The 18,221-nt window shown below is 54.3% G+C and carries 19 protein-coding genes; 18 read left to right on the top strand and 1 reads right to left on the bottom strand.

The window, feature by feature from the left end; translation table 11 throughout:
* Window positions 1-25 precede the first annotated feature (25 nt).
* The 15 genes from ACQKE4_RS04930 to ACQKE4_RS04860 all read left to right on the top strand — a co-directional run bounded on the left by ACQKE4_RS04930 (window position 26) and on the right by ACQKE4_RS04860 (window position 13,290).
* On the top strand, window positions 26-556 hold the full coding sequence (locus ACQKE4_RS04930) for a YceD family protein (protein WP_427387170.1): 531 nt from the start codon (window positions 26-28) through the stop codon (window positions 554-556).
* A gap of 35 nt (window positions 557-591) precedes the next feature.
* Window positions 592-762: a 50S ribosomal protein L32 gene (gene rpmF / locus ACQKE4_RS04925; protein WP_007114757.1), complete on the top strand. Its 171-nt coding sequence runs from the start codon at window positions 592-594 to the stop codon at window positions 760-762.
* Window positions 763-805: 43 nt separating this feature from the next.
* Window positions 806-1,858 (top strand): phosphate acyltransferase PlsX, encoded by a 1,053-nt coding sequence (gene plsX / locus ACQKE4_RS04920; protein ID WP_427387169.1) that lies wholly within the window; start codon window positions 806-808, stop codon window positions 1,856-1,858.
* Between the two features lie 107 nt (window positions 1,859-1,965).
* Window positions 1,966-2,925 carry an ACP S-malonyltransferase gene (gene fabD, locus ACQKE4_RS04915; protein ID WP_427387168.1) on the top strand — a complete coding sequence of 320 codons (960 nt, stop codon included), beginning with the start codon at window positions 1,966-1,968 and terminating at the stop codon, window positions 2,923-2,925.
* Between the two features lie 58 nt (window positions 2,926-2,983).
* Window positions 2,984-3,727 carry a 3-oxoacyl-ACP reductase FabG gene (fabG, locus tag ACQKE4_RS04910; RefSeq protein ID WP_427387167.1) on the top strand — a complete coding sequence of 248 codons (744 nt, stop codon included), beginning with the start codon at window positions 2,984-2,986 and terminating at the stop codon, window positions 3,725-3,727.
* 124 nt (window positions 3,728-3,851) lie between these two features.
* On the top strand, window positions 3,852-4,085 hold the full coding sequence (gene acpP / locus ACQKE4_RS04905) for an acyl carrier protein (RefSeq protein ID WP_008956801.1): 234 nt from the start codon (window positions 3,852-3,854) through the stop codon (window positions 4,083-4,085).
* Window positions 4,086-4,277: 192 nt separating this feature from the next.
* A complete protein-coding gene (gene fabF, locus ACQKE4_RS04900) occupies window positions 4,278-5,516 on the top strand; it encodes a beta-ketoacyl-ACP synthase II (protein ID WP_427387166.1) in 1,239 nt (412 codons plus the stop codon).
* A gap of 9 nt (window positions 5,517-5,525) precedes the next feature.
* On the top strand, window positions 5,526-6,350 hold the full coding sequence (pabC, locus tag ACQKE4_RS04895) for an aminodeoxychorismate lyase (RefSeq protein WP_427387285.1): 825 nt from the start codon (window positions 5,526-5,528) through the stop codon (window positions 6,348-6,350).
* A gap of 28 nt (window positions 6,351-6,378) precedes the next feature.
* Complete coding sequence (mltG, locus tag ACQKE4_RS04890) at window positions 6,379-7,386, top strand: endolytic transglycosylase MltG (RefSeq protein WP_427387165.1); 1,008 nt, start codon at window positions 6,379-6,381, stop codon at window positions 7,384-7,386.
* Between the two features lie 78 nt (window positions 7,387-7,464).
* A complete protein-coding gene (tmk, locus tag ACQKE4_RS04885) occupies window positions 7,465-8,118 on the top strand; it encodes a dTMP kinase (RefSeq protein WP_427387284.1) in 654 nt (217 codons plus the stop codon).
* The gene (locus tag ACQKE4_RS04880; protein ID WP_427387164.1) at window positions 8,109-9,095 is read left to right on the top strand and encodes a DNA polymerase III subunit delta'; all 987 of its coding nucleotides are present in this window, start codon (window positions 8,109-8,111) and stop codon (window positions 9,093-9,095) included. The genes tmk and ACQKE4_RS04880 overlap by 10 nt, the downstream gene beginning before the upstream one ends.
* 122 nt (window positions 9,096-9,217) lie before the next feature.
* On the top strand, window positions 9,218-9,553 hold the full coding sequence (locus ACQKE4_RS04875; RefSeq protein WP_427387163.1) for a PilZ domain-containing protein: 336 nt from the start codon (window positions 9,218-9,220) through the stop codon (window positions 9,551-9,553).
* A gap of 70 nt (window positions 9,554-9,623) precedes the next feature.
* Entirely contained in the window at window positions 9,624-10,472 is an 849-nt protein-coding gene (locus tag ACQKE4_RS04870; RefSeq protein ID WP_427387162.1) for a TatD family hydrolase, read from the top strand.
* Window positions 10,473-10,510: 38 nt separating this feature from the next.
* A complete protein-coding gene (locus ACQKE4_RS04865) occupies window positions 10,511-11,083 on the top strand; it encodes a DUF1285 domain-containing protein (RefSeq protein ID WP_427387161.1) in 573 nt (190 codons plus the stop codon).
* Window positions 11,080-13,290 carry an ATP-dependent helicase gene (locus ACQKE4_RS04860; protein ID WP_427387160.1) on the top strand — a complete coding sequence of 737 codons (2,211 nt, stop codon included), beginning with the start codon at window positions 11,080-11,082 and terminating at the stop codon, window positions 13,288-13,290. Before ACQKE4_RS04865 ends, ACQKE4_RS04860 begins: the two co-directional genes overlap by 4 nt.
* An 81-nt stretch (window positions 13,291-13,371) precedes the next feature.
* Here ACQKE4_RS04860 and ACQKE4_RS04855 read toward each other — a convergent pair whose 3' ends face one another.
* Window positions 13,372-15,036 carry an electron transfer flavoprotein-ubiquinone oxidoreductase gene (locus tag ACQKE4_RS04855; protein ID WP_427387159.1) on the bottom strand — a complete coding sequence of 555 codons (1,665 nt, stop codon included), beginning with the start codon at window positions 15,034-15,036 and terminating at the stop codon, window positions 13,372-13,374.
* 487 nt (window positions 15,037-15,523) lie between these two features.
* Between ACQKE4_RS04855 and ACQKE4_RS04850 the strand changes: the two genes are divergently transcribed.
* The 3 genes from ACQKE4_RS04850 to ACQKE4_RS04840 all read left to right on the top strand — a co-directional run bounded on the left by ACQKE4_RS04850 (window position 15,524) and on the right by ACQKE4_RS04840 (window position 18,060).
* Window positions 15,524-16,273, top strand: coding sequence for an electron transfer flavoprotein subunit beta/FixA family protein (locus ACQKE4_RS04850; RefSeq protein WP_427387283.1), 750 nt, complete (start codon window positions 15,524-15,526; stop codon window positions 16,271-16,273).
* A gap of 54 nt (window positions 16,274-16,327) precedes the next feature.
* A complete protein-coding gene (locus ACQKE4_RS04845; RefSeq protein ID WP_427387158.1) occupies window positions 16,328-17,254 on the top strand; it encodes an electron transfer flavoprotein subunit alpha/FixB family protein in 927 nt (308 codons plus the stop codon).
* 194 nt (window positions 17,255-17,448) lie between these two features.
* Window positions 17,449-18,060, top strand: a complete 612-nt coding sequence (locus ACQKE4_RS04840) for a superoxide dismutase (protein ID WP_427387157.1) — start codon at window positions 17,449-17,451, stop codon at window positions 18,058-18,060.
* Window positions 18,061-18,221: the final 161 nt, after the last annotated feature.

The raw sequence follows: 18,221 nt of genomic DNA, 5'->3' as shown, positions 1-18,221 counted from the left end.
GGGGAGTGCCTATCATTGCGCGCCTATGTTGACCTCACAACTCCCCAGTCGGGTTGAGCCTTATAAGCTTGCAGCCCGCCACGAACGAATCGAAGGCTTGGTAGCGCTTGATAAGCTGCCGCGTCTTGCCGAAGAAGCGGGCACCCAAACCGGCGACTGTTATGTCGTCTTAGAGTTTGGTGTCGATGCTCAAGGTCGTCGTGAAATTCGTGGCCACTTGCAAGCGTCGTTGGCGCTTGCCTGTCGACGCTGCCTAGTGCCGCTGCCTCAAGAGGTTAGCAGTGACTTCTTGCTTGGAATGGTCACTGATGAAGCCTTAGCGGCCGAGTTGCCTGCTAGTCATGAACCAGTGCTGGTGGAAAAGGAACAGCTGGACCTGCTCACGGTGGTTGAGGATGAATTAATTCTCAGCTTGCCTCAGGTGGTCTATCACGATGAAGCCGAATGTCATGTCTCGGCGGAGCAGCTGGTCAGCAAAACAGAAGGCGCGGCGCCGGAAGAAACGCCAGCGACGAATCCATTCGCGGTGCTGAATGTCTTAAAAGGCAAAAAATAGCACCCTTTACCCTAAATACCTTGGAGTAAACACCCATGGCAGTTCAACAGAACCGTAAAACTCGTTCCAAGCGCGGCATGCGTCGTAGCCACGATGCGCTGACCGCTCCGACCCTGTCTCAGGACAAAGAAACCGGTACGACTCACCTACGTCACCACGTTTCCCCGGACGGTTTCTACCGCGGGCGCAAAGTAGTTGAGGTATAAGCCTCAACTGCGTTACTAAGCGGCTAAACGGACTCGGTGCGGTATGCGCCTAGCGATTGATGTTATGGGGGGTGACCAAGGCCCTCATGCTATTATCGCAGGCTCCGCTAGGGCAGTGGTGGAACACCCCAGCCTTGAACTGATTCTGTTTGGCCCGCGTCAGCAGATTCTAGCTGAGCTTTCACGCTTGCCGCAGCCTCTGGCTGCGGCAACGTCACGTTTGGTGGCCTATGATGCGCCAAGTAGCGTTGCTGCGGATGCAACGGCAGCCTGGGCATTGCGTAGAGGTCAGGCGACTAGCATGGCGTGTATGCTGCGTAGCGTGGCACAGGGAGACGCTGTGGCAGGTGTGAGCGCTGGCAATACAGCGGCGTTGGTGGCTATGGCCAGGCGTGAGCTGGGAATGATTGAGGGTATTTCTCGTCCGGCGATTAGTACTGCTATTCCAGCGCGCCAAGGTCAGCGCTGCTACTTGCTTGATTTAGGCGCTAATGTGGATTCTCCCGCCCATCGGTTAGTCGATTTTGCACTGATGGGAGCGGCGATGGCGCAGTGTGTTGATGGCACGCTTGTGCCGCGTGTTGCGTTGCTTAATGTCGGTGCGGAAGCAACGAAAGGCAGTGCCAGTGTCCGTGAGGCTGATCGTCAACTGCGCGACTATTCAGATGGAAATGCATTTAGTTACCGCGGCTACGCCGAAGGTGGGGATCTATTTAAAGGTCAGCTCGACGTAGTGGTATGTGATGGCTTTGTAGGAAACGCTGTGCTTAAAGCAAGCGAAGGTTTGACGAGTATGCTGGTCGAGCGTGTACAAATGGCGTTTGAATCGCGCCTAAGCGGTCGTTTGGCAAGTCTACTGGCCAGGCCTGTGTTAAGGCGGTTAAAGCAAGAGCTTGATCCTGTGCGCTATAATGGGGCCAGTTTGTTGGGGTTGCGCGGAATCGTAGTGAAAAGCCACGGCAGTACCCATGCTGATGGGTTTTACTACGCTATTCAGCGCGCTCTCAAGGAAGTCGAGCATAACTTACCTGCGCGGATCGCAGGCCGCTGGCAAGCACCAGCTGTACAAAGTGGTGGTTCTGTCAGCCATGATTAGATAATAAATAGTTATTTTTTTGCGGATTATAGGTGGCATCAGGATGTGCCAATAATCTCGCCTATCGCTCATATGAGCAAATGCCTACAAGAGCAAAGGTGAACGACATGTCTCAACCCCTTGCCCTCATTTTTCCCGGGCAAGGCTCTCAGCAGCTTGGAATGCTGCGAGAGCTGGCCGAGCGCTATAGTGTTGTGGGAACGACATTTGAGGAAGCGTCAGATGCTTTAGGCTACGACTTGTGGAAAGTCGTCCAAGAAGGGCCTGAAGCATCGCTTAATGCAACTGCGTGCACCCAGCCTGCACTACTCTCGGCAAGCGTCGCCATTTGGCGCGTATGGCAGGAGTTGGAAGGGCCGCGGCCTAGTGTGATGGCTGGCCACAGCTTGGGCGAATACAGTGCTATGGTCTGTGCAGGTGTTATGGGCTTTGCCGAAGGTGTCAATTTGGTGCGCCTGCGCGGCGAGGCCATGCAGGAAGCGGTGCCTGCCGGTGAAGGTGGGATGGCCGCTATTCTGGGTTTGGCGGATGATGCGGTTGAAGCAGCCTGTGAAAAGGCGGCGCAGGGCGATGTGGTTTCTGCAGTCAACTACAATTCTCCTGGTCAGGTCGTTGTGGCGGGTTCCAAGGCGGCTGTTGAACGAGCTATCGTCGCTTGCCAAGAAGCCGGTGCAAAGCGCGCTATGGCGCTGCCTGTTTCAGTCCCTTCGCACTGTGCATTAATGCGTCCCGCCGCTGAGCGTTTGGCGGCTGCTATGCAGGCAATTGAGCTTCGTGCCCCACGCTATACGGTTATTCAGAATGTTGATGCGAAGGCCCATACTGATATTGATACCCTACGTACACGCTTAATTGAACAGCTCTATCAGCCCGTGCGCTGGAGTGCGTGCGTGGAGGCAGTGGCGGCTCAGGGTGTAAATGTATTTATTGAATGTGGGCCTGGGAAGGTGCTGACAGGCCTCAATAAGCGTATCGTGAAGGGCAGCAAGGGGCTGGCGGTGAATGATCCTGACAGTCTTAATGCCGCGCTGGAGCTAGCGCGTGAAACGTTGACTGGCAAGGCATGATTATAGGTGGTTGTCTTTCACTATCCTTGCTTGAATACACGGTTAAAGGCAGAACGTTATGACTCAAGAACGTAGAGTGGCATTGGTAACAGGTGCTAGTCGTGGTATTGGCCAGGCCATTGCTCGCGAGTTAGGCCGCCAAGGTCGTATTGTGATTGGTACGGCGACAAGCGAAGCGGGCGCTGAAAAAATTGATGCCGATCTTAAAGAGAACGGTATTGAGGGCGCTGGTTTATGTCTTAATGTGACCGACCAGGCCAGTATCGATGACGTGTTGAAAAGTATCACCGAGCGCTTCGGTGCGCCGACTATTTTGGTTAACAATGCCGGTATCACCCGTGATAATTTGCTGATGCGCATGAAAGAAGATGAGTGGGATTCCGTTATGGATACCAATTTAAAGTCTGTCTATCGTGTGAGCAAGGCATGTTTGCGTGGTATGACTAAGGCGCGCTTTGGGCGTATCGTGTCGATTAGTTCTGTAGTGGCAACCATGGGCAACCTGGGCCAAACTAATTACGCTGCGGCAAAAGCAGGCATGGAAGGCTTTAGCCGAGCATTGGCACGTGAGGTCTCTTCGCGAGCTATAACAGTCAATGCGGTAGCGCCGGGCTTTATCGCTACCGATATGACTCAAGGGCTACCAGAAGCGCAGCATGAAATGTTGCTTAAGCAAATTCCGCTGGCCCGTTTAGGGGCACCGGAAGAGATCGCGGCCGCCGTCGGGTTTTTAACCAGTGATGCAGCTGGATACATCACTGGTGAGACGCTCCACGTGAACGGCGGCATGAATATGCGTTGATGGCCTTAGGTTTGGCGGTTGCGTCGACCTAAGGGCGTCTATAAACTACCCCGCAGCTTTTGGCTTGCGGTTTCCAAATAGCTGGTTATCAAAAACGGCTAATGTGAACGACTGGAGTACGTTGATGAGTACTATTGAAGAGCGCGTGAAGAAAGTTGTAGCAGAGCGCCTGAACGTTAAAGAAGAAGACATCCAGAACAGCTCTTCTTTTACAGAAGATCTGGGTGCGGACTCGCTCGACACTGTTGAGTTGGTAATGGCTTTGGAAGAGGAATTTGATACAGAAATTCCTGATGAAGAAGCTGAGAAGATCACCACGGTTCAAGAAGCCATCGATTACGTGAACGCCCACCAGTAAGGGCTGACTCGATGCATCGAACCAAGGTGGGGTGCTAGTCACCCGCCTTAAGAGCCGCCCTTTCCTAGGGCGGCTTTTTTGCTTTGCTGCCACAATGCTTATAACGTTCAATCTCCGTTATACTGTTGACCAAATTTAAGCAGCAGATGACCCAAGTGGGTCGCGTCACCATGGATGCCTGGAGGAAAGCAGATGGCACGGAAAAGGGTAGTGGTAACTGGGTTAGGCCTGGTGACCCCAGTGGGCAATAAAGTTGATGAGTCGTGGGCAAATATTGTTGCAGGCCAAAGCGGCATTACGGCGATTGAACATTTTGACACCAGCGGCTTCAATACGCGCTTTGGTGGTTCGATTAAAAACTTTGATATCAGCCCCTATTTGAAACCAAAAGATGCCCGCAAGATGGATCTATTTATTCAATACGGGATGGCTGCGGGTGCCCAAGCGATAGAAGATTCCGGTATTGAATGTACCGAAGAGAATGCAGACCGCATCGGTGTGGCTATTGGCTCAGGCATTGGTGGATTACCTATGATTGAGCATAACCACAATGCGCTGAATAAAGGCGGTGCACGGAAGGTGTCACCTTTCTTTGTACCTGGCTCTATTATCAATATGATTTCAGGCAATATGGCCATTCAGCATGGCTTCAGAGGGCCCAATATTGCGATTACGACCGCCTGTACGTCGGGTACTCACAACATCGGCTACAGCGCGCGCACGATTGCCTATGGCGACGCTGATGTGATGATCTGTGGCGGTGCTGAGATGGCCACTACCCCACTGGGCTTGGGGGGCTTTTCGGCAGCACGCGCGCTCTCTACCCGCAATGATGACCCGCAGGCCGCAAGTCGTCCATGGGATGTAGACCGTGACGGTTTCGTTTTATCCGACGGTGCTGGCATTTTGGTGCTTGAAGAGTATGAGCATGCAAAAGCCCGTGGCGCTAACATCTATGCTGAATTAGTAGGGTTCGGCATGAGTGATGATGCCTTCCATATGACCTCGCCCCCAGAAGATGGGCGTGGTGCAGCGCTCTCTATGCGCAATGCGATTAAAGATGCCCAGATAGAGGCGTCTGATGTGCATTATATCAATGCCCACGGAACCTCAACGGCAGCAGGTGATTTAGCCGAAAGCCGTGCTATTGAAAGCGTGTTGGGTGACGCTGCCAATAGCGTCGCGGTAAGTTCTACTAAGTCGATGATTGGTCATCTATTGGGTGCAGCGGGCGCGGTTGAAGCGGTATTTTGCATCTTGGCGATTCGCGATCAAGTAGCGCCACCGACGATTAACCTGGACAATCCCCAGGAAGGCTGCAACCTAGATTATGTGCCGCACACGGCGCGTGATATGCGCATTGAGATGGCACTTTCTAACTCGTTCGGTTTTGGCGGTACTAACGGTTCGCTGCTGTTTAAAAAGATCTAGTCGCAGATGATGGCCCAGCCCTCAATGTCTGCAGAGCATCAAGTGCCATTTGATGACCGCGGACTAGCGTATGGTGATGGTGTGTTTGAAACCGTTCTGTTGCGCGCTGGCGCACCAGTGCTGTGGCATTATCACGCTGCGCGGTTGTTGCTGGGCTGTCAGCGTTTAGGTATTCCATTACCTTGCCAAGCATCCCTTGAGGCGACTTGGCAAGGTAAGCCTACGGCCGATCTGGAAGTACTAAAAATCTTGCTTACCCGGGGTAGCGGGGGGCGAGGCTACGCGCAGCCGGAAGTAGTGAACCCCCGGTTACTTAGCCAACGAACACCTTTTAAACCCTTGATCCATCGCTGGCAGCAGGGCGTTACCGTGCGCATTTGCAACTTGCGTCTTGGCCATCAGCCGCGTTTGGCAGGCATTAAACACCTTAATCGGCTTGAAAACGTACTGGCACGTCAAGAGTGGAGTGACGCCAGTATTGCCGAAGGTGTGCTGGCCGATAGTGAGGGGTTGGTGATTGAAGCTACCAGTATGAATGTATTTTGGCAGCAGGCAGGAGAGGTGTTTACACCTTTACTTGACCAGTGTGGCGTCGCAGGTACGCTGCGTGCTGCGTTAATCGACCAAGGCTTGGTGCGTCAGGCATCGTTGCCTGTGAGTCAGTTGGCCAGTGTAGCGCAGTGCTGGGTGGGGAATTCAGTGCAGGGCATATGGCCTGTGACCACACTGCTCGCGGCCGATGGCTCGCAACTCGGGCGCTGGCCGGTCAGTACGACGGATCCACTGCAGCGCGTTGCGCATCAATTACTAGGCTATGAGCCGCCGGCTTGTTAGCTATTGCTGCGACATTATTCGAGGTGTCATGTTGAAACGTTTATTCATCGCGTTATTGGTGTTAGTGGTTGTCGGGGCGGCAGGTGCCGCAGGTGGCTATTTCTATTGGCAGAGTCGCCTTGAGGCGCCGCTTGCCCTGAATGAGCCAATGCTCTATCAGGTTCCCTCCGGTGCAGGGTTCAACCAAGTCGTGGCGCAGTTGGAGGCCCAGGGTGTCGTTAAGGATGCCTGGGCGTTTCGCTTGTTAGCCCGAGTTGAGCCTGAACGCGTGCCTCGGTTACGCACCGGCGAGTACCAGCTACAGCCGGATATGAGTGGCCTTGAGATGATGGCGCTGCTGGGCAGTGACCGGGTAGTCACCTATCCGTTGACCATTCCAGAAGGGTGGTCCTTCCGGCAAATGCGTGAGCTTTTAAACGCCGCTCCCAAGTTGGATAATCGCACGGCTGAGATGAGCGATGAAGAAATAATGGCGCTGCTTGATCGGGAAGGGACTTTTCCTGAAGGCTGGTTTTTCCCCGATACCTATCGCTATCACTTGGGAATGAGCGACGTTGATATCCTGCGCCAATCCTTGAGTCGTATGGAGCGTATTCTTGAAGAGGTGTGGGAGGGGCGAGTAGAGGGTTTAACCATCGACTCCCCCTATGAAGCACTGATTATGGCTTCATTGATTGAGCGTGAAACCGGGGCCCCTGAGGAACGGCGCGAAATTGCCGGGGTGTTTAAGCGGCGTATGGAGCAAGGCATGCGCCTGCAAACAGACCCAACGATTATTTATGGTATGGGTGAGCGTTATGAGGGCCGGATTACCCGTGCCGATATACGCGAGGCAACACCGTACAATACCTATGTGATTGACGGAATGCCGCCTACGCCGATTGCCATGCCAGGGCGTGCTTCGTTAGAAGCGGCAGTGAATCCACTGCCTGGGGAAACGCTCTATTTCGTTTCTCGTGGCGATGGCACGCATCACTTTTCGCGTACCCTACGCGAGCACAATAATGCCGTTAATCGCTATATTCGTAATCGTTAATTCGTAATCATTAATAAGCATGGCCCATCACCAATGGCTAACTGTCGAAGTCAGCCATTATCAAAATAAGGGAGCATGATGAGTAAGCGTGGACGCTTCATTACGCTGGAAGGCGGTGAAGGCGTGGGAAAATCCACTAACGTGGGTTTTGTCGCCGAGTGGCTAGAAGCTCAGGGGTTGGAAGTAGTGCGCACTCGCGAACCGGGTGGCACCGCCCGTGGAGAAGCCATTCGTGGGCTGCTGTTGGATCCTGCGCCTCAAGAGCTGCTGCATGTTGATGCTGAGCTGCTACTCATGTTTGCCGCACGTGCCCAGCACTTGGCGGAGAAAATTCTACCTGCCTTAGCGCGGGGGGCATGGGTGGTGTGCGATCGCTTTACCGATGCCACCTTTGCCTATCAAGGCGGCGGGCGTGGTATTGCAAAGCAGCGTATTGCCGTACTGGAAGATTTTGTCCAAAAAGGGCTTACACCAGACTTAACGTTACTGCTTGATATGCCTAAAGAGGCTGCCTCCCAGCGTTTAGAATCACGCTTGAGCGATCGCCAAGAGCAAAGGGATCGCTTTGAGCAGGAGCAGGGCGACTTCTTTCAGGCGGTGCGCGAGGCTTATTTGGCGCGAGCGGTAGAGGCGCCAGAACGGTTTGCGGTGATCGATGCTCAGCACTCGCTAAACGATGTACAAGCCCAAATTGAGCAAGCCTTATCCATGCGAGTAGCCGCATGGCATTAACCGGCGTCATGCCGTGGCACCAGGCTACCTGGCAGCATTTAATCCGCTTGGCCGACAGCGGACGCATGCCCCATGCGTTGTTAATGCATGGTGCCCATGGTGTAGGTAAGCAGCAACTGGCTGAGGCCTTAATTGCGCGAACGCTTTGTGCCAGCCCCCAAGATCAAGCCTGTGGCCACTGCCATAGCTGCGTCATGCTGGCATCTGGCTATCATCCTGATTTGCTGCGCGTTTCGCCAGAAGAGGGTAAGCGTCAGATACGCATTGATCCGATTCGCGAGGTTAATCGGTTTGTCTCGCAAACGGCTCAGCAGGGCGGCTACCGAGTGATTGTGATTTCACCCGCAGAGGCGATGAATATTGCCGCCGCTAATGCGTTGCTCAAAAGCCTCGAAGAGCCTGGTGATAAAACGCTGTTTATTCTATTGTCCGATGTGCCTTCACGCATGTTGGCGACGATTCGCTCTCGATGCCAGCAGTGGTCACTGCCAAGCGTTGCCTTTGACGCCTGCCGTGGTTGGTTAATTGAGCAGCTTAACAGCGTTGAAGAAGCCTATTTTTGGTGGCAAGTAGCGGGAGGCTTGCCACTGCTCGCGGTAGAGCTTGCCGCGCCAGAAGAGCGTGCGTTGCGCCACCAGATCCACGATAGCTTTGAACAGCTGGTACGTGGCGCTGAGCCTGTATCAGAAGCTGCACGCCTGGATCGCCAAGCGATAGATGCCATCTTGTGGTACGGTATCGCCTGGCTGGAAGACCTTATCCGCCTGGGCTTATCCGGTGAAGCCGCGGTACTGCACAATCCCGATCTTGAACCGCTTTACCGCCAGGCGGTTAAGAACGGACGCGTGCAGGATTGGTTTCGCCTGCTGGACTATGCCCGTGAACAGCGGCGTCTATTGGCGGTAGGGGCGAACCCAAACCCTCAGTTAGTGTTAGAGGCTTGGTTAGTCCGCTGGGCGGCACTGTTGCGTTCATAGCTAGGTGTTTAGCTCTAAGCTTTATAGACATAAGTTTTATAGACATAAGTTTTTATAGGTAATTGCATTACCTAGTTCGTTACGTTTACTTATTTATTCCACGGCACAGCAGCGAGGTTGTCATGGCCGCTCAAAAAGCGCTCTCTCTCACCGTACCTGACGTGCCGACGCTGCTTTCCGCCTATATGCCTTTCTTGGATCGTGGAGGTATTTTTATCCCTACGAACACGGCCTATGCGCTTGGCCAGCAAGTTTTTTTACTGCTCACCCTGCCCGGTGAAAGCGAACGTCTTTCGATCTCTGGAAGCGTCGTGTGGGTATCTCCTGAAGGTGTTAGTGGAAGGCGTATGCCTGGCATTGGCCTGCATTTCAGCCAACAAGATTATCCTGTCCGTGATCGTATTGAGACCCTGCTAGCCGGTCAGTTAGATAAAGCAGCCCCGTCGTTCACGCTCTGAATTAAACCGTCGCTTACGTCTTGAGTGCCATTCTCATCGTGGTGATGGCCTACCTGTTGTCGAGACTTATATGTTTGTTGATTCACACTGTCATTTAGATCGCCTGTCAGAGCAGACCCATGGAGGCGATATCGCCGCCACCCTGGCAGCTGCGCGCGCTGCCCACGTCAGCCAATTTCTTGCCGTAGCGGTCACTTTGGATGAGATGCCGCAATTGGCAGCTATTGCCCGCGCGCATCACGATGTGGTGATTTCCGCTGGTTTGCACCCTTTGCATAGCCCTGCAGAAAAAGATAGCGCCGAGAGCGAGCCAAGCGTTGCCGATATCAAAGATGCCGCTGAACAGTTTGGCGCGGTAGCAATTGGCGAAACCGGCCTGGATTATCACTACCGCGACAGTGTTCCTGTCGACGTACAGCATGAGCGGTTTAAACGGCATTTGATTGCAGCGCAGGAGTTGGAGCTTCCGGTCATTGTTCATACCCGTGAAGCCAAACAGGAGACCCTGGCGCTGCTGCGTGAATACAGCGACCCGCGCGTGGGCGGTGTATTACACTGTTTCACTGAAGACTTAGCGATGGCTCGTGAAGCAGTAAGGCTTGGTTTTTATATCTCGCTATCGGGGATAATTACGTTTCGTAATGCTGCACCGCTCAGAGAACTTGCCCGTCAGTTGCCGTTAGATCGACTGCTGATAGAGACCGACAGCCCCTATCTTGCGCCGGTGCCTTATCGCGGTAAGCCTAATGAACCAGCCTGGGTAGTGAAAGTAGCAGAGTGTATTGCCAATGAGCGGGGCATCAGTGTTGATGAAGTGGCCATGCAAACCACGGCCAACTTTTATCAACTGTTCCGTGCAGCGGCTCCCGAGGCGCCGGTACACGTCAAGGAAGCATTGGCGCAGTCCGGACTGCTATAGTCCGACAACGCGACCAATGACCAAGCGAGGTGGGCGAGATGAATATTGATCGATTGCTACAGCAACATAATCAGGGTGGAGAAAGCGCCAGTGCTATCCCCCCCTTAGATGAGTGGCAGCCTGCGCTTTCAGGCGATATCAATATCAATATTGATACTGACGGTCATTGGTGGCACGAAGGTAAGCCCTTTGCCCGCCCCAAGGTGGCGCGACTATTAGCAACGCTGCTGCGCCTTGATGCTGACGGTTACTGTTTGGTCACCCCGGTTGAGCGCTGGCGCATCCAGGTTGAAGATCTGCCACTGGTCGTAGTAGAAGCCGACTTCCGTGACGATGCATGGTGGTTCACTACCCAGTTTGATAACGTTGTGCGCCTAGATGCCGAGCATCCACTCACTGTGACGTTAACTCCTCAGGGTGATGCGGTGCCGCAACTGCCGGTGCGTTTCGGTTTGGCTGCACGGCTGCATCGCAATGTGTATTACCAGTTGGTTGAGGCTTGCGAAAGCCGGGATCTAGGTGATGGCACTAATGAGGTCGGGCTAATGAGCGCCGGGCAGTGGTTTGCCCTAGGAAAGCTTGATGATGAACTCTCGGGCGAGGCGCCGTGAAGTTAACCGCTGAACAGCAGGCTGTTGTTAATCACCGCGAGGGGCATGCGCGGGTAGCAGCGGTGGCGGGGGCAGGCAAAACCACTACTATGGCGGCGCGTGTACTGCACTTACTGGCCAGTGATGTGCCGCCAAAGCGCATTTTAGTGCTGATGTTTAACCGCTCGGCTAAGGATGATTTCCAACGCCGCTTAATGATCATGGCACCCGCCGGTCAAGCACTGCCCGATGTACGCACTTTTCACTCCCTTGGGCATCGGTTAACCCAGAGTCTTTGTCGCTGGGGAGCACTTGCACCACGACGCCTGCTGTCAGCAGATTGGCAGCTAGAACGGCTGTTGCGTCAGGCGAGTCTCAATGTGCTGCGTGATAAGGTTGAGCGTAAAGACGCGGCTCTGGAAGCTGATCGGCTTGAAACCTTAGCCCATTTTTGTGGCTTAGTAAAAGCAGAAATGATTACGCCTGCAGCGCTTTACGAGCGGCTCAATTTCGACCCTGATACCGACTATTTTCCCGCAGCGTTTATCGAGGCAGAGCGGTTGTTGGAAGCGGAAGGGGTGATGACTTATGCCGATCTGCTTTATCGCCCGCTGCAGGCGCTAGAAGCGGATGCTGCCCTAAGAGAGAGGGTAGAGGGTTTTCTGGACCATGTCATTATCGATGAATACCAGGATATCAATGCCGCTCAGCAGCGGCTTTTATCCGTACTGGTGGGCAGCCGTGCCGAGGTGATGGCGGTAGGCGATGCCAATCAATGTATTTATGAGTGGCGCGGTGCCAAACCTGACACCATGCTGGAAAATTTTACCGCCACCTTTGGCGAAGCGATCGACTACCCATTATCAACGACTTTCCGCCATGGTCATGCGTTGGCGCTCGCCGCTAATCATGCCATCGCCGCTAACCAGCGGCGGCCCAACCAGCTGTGCTTGGCCGCGGCCAATAATCCCGAGACCCGTGTTTCAGTGGGGCAAGGTAGTCGCTTGCTACTCGATGCATTAATGGATTGGCAGGCGCAGGGGCGTGCGTTTAACGAGGTTAGTCTACTGGTACGCAGTTGGGCGCTCTCGGTACCGTTCCAGCTGGCCCTGTTGCAGGCGGGGATTCCGTTCCGCCTGCAGCGGGAGGACCGTTTTGTCTTTCGTTTGCCGCTGGTGCAGGCCTTGGCGGGCTATTTAAAGCTGTCACGTCGACCAGACCTGCTGCGCGATCCGCAGCAGCTATTGCTGCTGCTTTCCCAGCCGACACCGTTCGTTGCCCGGGAGCGTTTGCAGCGTTTAGCGCAACAGCTGGCCACGACGCAACAGTGGCCCGAGCGCCATGATCCTATGTTAACGGATCTAAAGCCGATTCAGCGGCGCACGCTTAAAAAGCGCTGGGTGCTGCTTTGCGAGCTACCTCAGTTAAGTGCGTGGCCACCTGCCAAGCTGCTACGCCATGTGGTAGAGAGCATTGAAGCGGAAAAGACGCTCAAACGCGCCGCCGCAAGGCGAGATAAAGGCGAAGAAGACGTTCGTTTGCTCGACGTACTGATCGAGCAAGCGCAGAGCGTGCAAGATCCCGATGCCTTCATTGAACTGCTTGAGCGTCCGGTCGAGAACCAGGCAGGTGGCGTGCTGATCAGTACTGTACACGGTGCAAAAGGACTTGAGTGGCCGCTCGTAGCGGTCGCTGGGGTTAATGAGGAAGATTTCCCCCACTATAGCCGCGATAACCCGCTTAGCGATGACCGTCTGGAGGAGGAGCGGCGGCTGTTCTACGTGGCGATTACGCGTGCTCAGGAGCAGCTGTTAGTGCTTCATGATGGCGGTGTGCATCGACCCAGTCGCTTTATCGCTGAAAGTGCTTGGCAAGACAGTATGCGCGTGGCCTCTTGCTTGTCGAGTGGCAATGCCCCGTCGGCTGCGCTTCAGGTAACGTCGGTCAGTCTAGTTGAGCGTTATCTGGCGCGACTAGGGCGCAACGATATTGTGCTTGCGGCAGCCCAAGTTGAAGAGGGCAAAGCGGGTTATGCATCAGATACTCGCTTTTACCCTGGGCAGCGGCTTCATCATGCGGTGTTTGGTGAGGGTGAAGTGGCTGCAGTCGAAGGAAATCCTAACGACCCGGTCATCGATGTGCGTTTTGATCAAGCTGGGCGAAGGCGATTAATTGCTCGCCGAGCACCCATTGAAGTGCTGGAAAGTGCTCAACGAGTGCCGCTCTAACGGCCAGCCTAGATATTGCTTTTGGCTGGCCGTATCGGTAGCGAGGCAGCATTTTAAAAAGTGTTAAAAGCCTCTCGCTGATTACATATTGGGGTATGTTGGCCCGCCGCCGCCTTCCGGTGCTACCCAAGTGATATTTTGTGCCGGGTCTTTGATATCACAGGTTTTGCAGTGCACGCAGTTCTGGAAGTTGATCTGAAAGCGTGGCTGTCCCGCGCTATCTTCCACCACTTCGTAGACGCCTGCAGGGCAGTAGCGCTGGGCGGGTTCTGCGTACTTCGGCAGGTTTTCGCGAATCGGCAGCTCAGGGTCTTCCAAACGCAGATGGCAAGGCTGGTTCTCTTCATGGTTGGTGTTAGACAGAAACACTGAGGAGAGCTTATCGAAAGAGAGTTTTCCGTCTGGCTTGGGATAAGTGATCCTTTCAAATTCAGCCGCAGGCTTAAGGGCGCCGTGGTCGGTAGTGGTGTCATGCACATTGGGCAGTTTGTTGCCCAGTAGCTGATGGGCAAAATTGTATGCGCCGCCACCAATAGTGCCATATTTGTGAATGGCAGGACCGAAGCTTGCGCTCTCTTTAAGCTCTTGATACGCCCAGCTCGCTTGCCACTTTTGCGTAAAACTCGTCAGCTCTTGTGCGCCTTCATCACCGCCTTTAATCGCTTCAAACACGCTCTCTGCGGCCACCATGCCTGACTTCATGGCGGTATGCAGGCCCTTTATTTTGGAAAAGTTGAGCGTGCCCGCATCACAGCCAATCAATAGGCCACCAGGGAAGGTCATTTTGGGTAGGCAGTTAAAGCCACCCTTGGTAATCGCCCGGGCGCCGTAAGCAACGCGTTTGCCGCCTTCAAGGTATTGACTAATGACCGGATGATGCTTCATGCGCTGAAACTCATCGAACGGCGAGAGCCAAGGATTCTGATAGCCAAGATCCATAATTAAACCGACCACCACCTGCTGGTTTTCCGCATGGTATAAAAACCAGCCGCCATGGGTATTTTTATCTAACGGCCAACCAGAGCCGTGCACTACAAGCCCAGGTTCATGCTTGTCAGCGGGTACATCCCAAAGTTCTTTTAGGCCGATGCCATAATGCTGAGGGTCGCGACCTGCATCCAGCGAAAAATCTTTAATCAAGCGTTTGCCAAGATGCCCGCGTGCGCCTTCTGCGAACAGTGTGTACTTGGCGCGCAGCTCCATGCCTGGCATATAACCGTCTTTAGGCGTGCCATCGGCAGCGACGCCCATGTCGCCGATTAAGATACCGCGCACAGCACCATCTTCAACGATAACTTCCTGGGCCGCAAAGCCAGGGAAAATCTCCACACCCAGCGATTCAGCCTGTTCGCCAAGCCAGCGGCACAAATTGCCCGCGCTGATCACGTAACGCTGCTGGTCGCCACCAGTGTTATGCATGCTTTTCGGCACGAGTGCGTTAGGTACTTTCTGAGCCTTTTCGGCATCTTTAAGCAAAAAAACGTCGTCGCGAATAGCCGGGGTATTAAGCGGTGCGCCGCGCTCCTGCCAATCGGGAAATAGTTCAGTCAGCGCACGGGTCTCAAAGACCGCTCCTGACAAAATATGCGCGCCCACTTCCGAGCTTTTCTCAACCACGCATACAGTGAGTTCCTGCTCGGCTTCATTCGCTTGCTGCATGAGTCGGCAGGCAGCTGCAAGCCCGGATGGGCCCGCACCGACAATCACCACGTCAAAGTCCATTACATCGCGTTCAACAGTTTCCACCCGGTTTCTCCTTATTCTCTTAAGCGCCACTATTTATAAAAGCTAGTCTACGTCTTTGTTATGAGCATTAGCTTATAAAAAGCGGGCCTTAATTTAAAACGGTCGTTTGCTTCTGGTTATGTCCCATGATAGGCATAATACCCGTGTCAGGTCACGCCTACGATGGCAATCAAGGCATTTCTTGGTGTGGGGCGTTGGTGGGGCGCCTTGGTGAAGGGTTCAGGCGAGTCGCGTTTAGCGATACGACCAAGGCCTTAGTCACTCGCTATTGTTGCCAGTAGGCCAGCTGTGGCAAATTAGTAAGGTTTTTCCATAGCGTACCTATCAAACGCTTGCATGAATTTAGTACGTCGCCATTGTGCTGGCGATGTCTAGGCTCAAAATTCTTAGGCTCAACATATCTTTAAATAATTTTTAGCAGTAGGTATCCGCAGGGCGGGTGCCCTCTCAGGTTAACGGCTTTTACTACCAGCTAAGCGAGGAACCTATGAAAGTACTCGTCGCGGTTAAACGCGTCATCGACTACAACGTCAAAATCCGTGTTAAAGCGGATCACTCGGACGTCGATCTCACCAACGTCAAAATGGCCATGAACCCCTTCTGCGAAATTGCCGTGGAAGAGGCGGTACGCCTGAAAGAGAAGGGCGTCGCGACGGAAGTCATCGCCGTGTCGGTGGGCCCCAAAGCCGCCCAAGAGCAGCTGCGTACCGCGCTGGCGCTGGGCGCGGATCGCGCCATTCATATCGAAACTGACGAACGCGCCGAATCCCTGGCCGTCGCTAAACTACTGGCCAACGTGGTCGAGGAAGAGCAGCCCGGCCTGGTGATTCTGGGCAAGCAGGCCATCGACACCGACAACAACCAGACCGGCCAAATGTTAGCGGCCCTCACCGGCCTGCCCCAGGGCACCTTTGCCTCCGAAGTGGCGGTCGACGGTGACAAGGTTCATGTGACACGGGAAATCGACGGCGGTCTGCAAACCATCGCCCTCACACTGCCCGCGATAGTGACCACCGACCTGCGCTTGAACGAGCCACGCTATGCCAAGCTCCCCGATATCATGAAGGCCAAGAAAAAGCCGCTGGATGTCAAAACCCCCGCCGATTACGGCGTCGAGGTGGCCTCCAAGGTGAGCCTACTGAAAGTCGAATCCCCCGCCGAGCGTAAGGGCGGTATCAAGGTGGCCTCGGTCGACGAGCTGATCGACAAACTCAAAAACGAAGCCAAAGTTCTTTAAGGTCGGTTATTTACCCCCGTACGTTAAGTATGCGCTTTGAAAGGAGCTGATTTTATGAGCATTTTGGTACTTGCCGATCTGCATGAAGGCCAACTGGCCGGCGCCACTGCCCACGTCGTGGCGGCAGCGAAGGCCATCGGTGGCGATATTGATGTTCTCGTTGCCGGTGAAGGCGTTCAAGCGGCGGCCGACGCTGCTGCGAAACTCGACGGCGTCAGCAAAGTGCGCGTTGCGGATAATGCCGTTTACGCCCACCAACTGGCCGAGCCCATGGGCGCGCTGCTGGTGGCGCTAGCCGATGGCTACACCCACGTCCTCGCCAGCGCCTCCACCACCGGCAAAAACGTGCTGCCGCGCCTGGCAGCGCTGAAAGACGTCAGTCAGCTGTCAGACGTTATCGCCGTCGAGAGCGCCGACACCTTCCTGCGCCCGATCTACGCCGGTAATGCCATTGCCACGGTAAAAAGTGACGATGCACTCAAGGTTATCACCATCCGCACCACCGGGTTTGACGCGGTAGGCTCAAATGGCAGCGCGGCGATAGAAGCCGTCGATGTCGTCGTCGACAACAGCCAGTCCCGCTTTGTCAAAGAAGAGCTGGCGAAGTCGGATCGTCCCGAACTGGGCGGCGCCAAGGTCGTCATCTCCGGCGGCCGCGGCATGGGCAACGGCGAAAACTTCAAGCTGCTCGACGGCATTGCCGACAAGCTGGGTGCGGCGATTGGTGCCTCCCGCGCCGCGGTAGACGCAGGCTTTGTTCCCAACGATATGCAGGTCGGCCAGACCGGCAAGATCGTCGCCCCGGATCTGTATATCGCCGTGGGTATCTCCGGTGCCATCCAGCACCTGGCGGGCATGAAGGACTCCAAGGTGATCGTCGCGATCAACAAAGATGACGAAGCGCCGATCTTCCAGATCGCTGATTACGGGCTGGTGGGCGATCTGTTTGAGATCCTGCCAGAGCTTGAGAGTAAGCTGTAAGTAATACAGTGACTAATGAGCCGGCTTCACCAGAAGTCGGCTTTTTTGTATCTTGTGTATTAGGTAAACTGGCAATAGTTGACTAAAGTACTGGGGCAAAGGGTAAGAAAAAATACCCTGACAGTTGAAAAAGCTGCGGACTGACCGCACATAGGTAAGTGAAAGCAACGAAAGCCACTCAAGGAGATGATGATATGGCACATACATTACCCGAACTGCCGTACGCATATGACGCTCTCGAGCCAAATATCGATGCGATGACGATGGAAATTCACCACTCGCGTCACCATCAAACCTATATCAACAACCTAAACGCCACGCTTGAAGGCACTGGGTTGGAAGATGTTCCCATTGAAGAGCTGGTCGCTAATCTGGATCGTGTTCCAGAAGCCAAGCGTCAAGCCGTTATTAATAACGGTGGCGGCCATGCCAACCACTCCATGTTTTGGCAGATGATGTCGCCAAACGGTGGCGGTAAGCCTCAGGGCGATGTTGCCAAAGCGATCGACGCTGAGCTTGGCGGTCTTGAGACCTTCCAGGAAGAGTTCAAAAAAGCGGCCGTAGGTCGTTTCGGTAGCGGCTGGGCATGGCTCTCCGTTACCCCTGAGAAAAAATTAGTAGTAGAAAACACGCTGAACCAAGACAGCCCGCTGATGCACGGCAATACGCCGCTGCTAGGTCTGGACGTTTGGGAGCACGCCTACTACCTGAAGTACCAAAATAAGCGTCCTGACTATATTGCAGCGTTCTTTAACGTTGTTAATTGGGAAGACGTTGAGCGTCGTTACCAAGCTGCGATTGCCTAATATTGCCGTAATGCGCTAGCAGTATCACCGTAAGGTGTTGTATGAAACCGCCCACTTAATGTGGGCGGTTTTTTTGTGCGCCCGGCACGGGCGCACTCCTGGAGGTGCAAGTCCTCCCGTAAGCTGGCCACAGCGAACGAAGCGAAGCGCAACTGCGGAAG

This window comes from Halomonas sp. NPDC076908, from assembly GCF_050269715.1.
In the GTDB taxonomy this organism is placed as follows: domain Bacteria; phylum Pseudomonadota; class Gammaproteobacteria; order Pseudomonadales; family Halomonadaceae; genus Vreelandella.
Note: the sequence above shows the minus strand (reverse complement) of the source record. Positions and strands in the feature narration are given on the sequence as shown.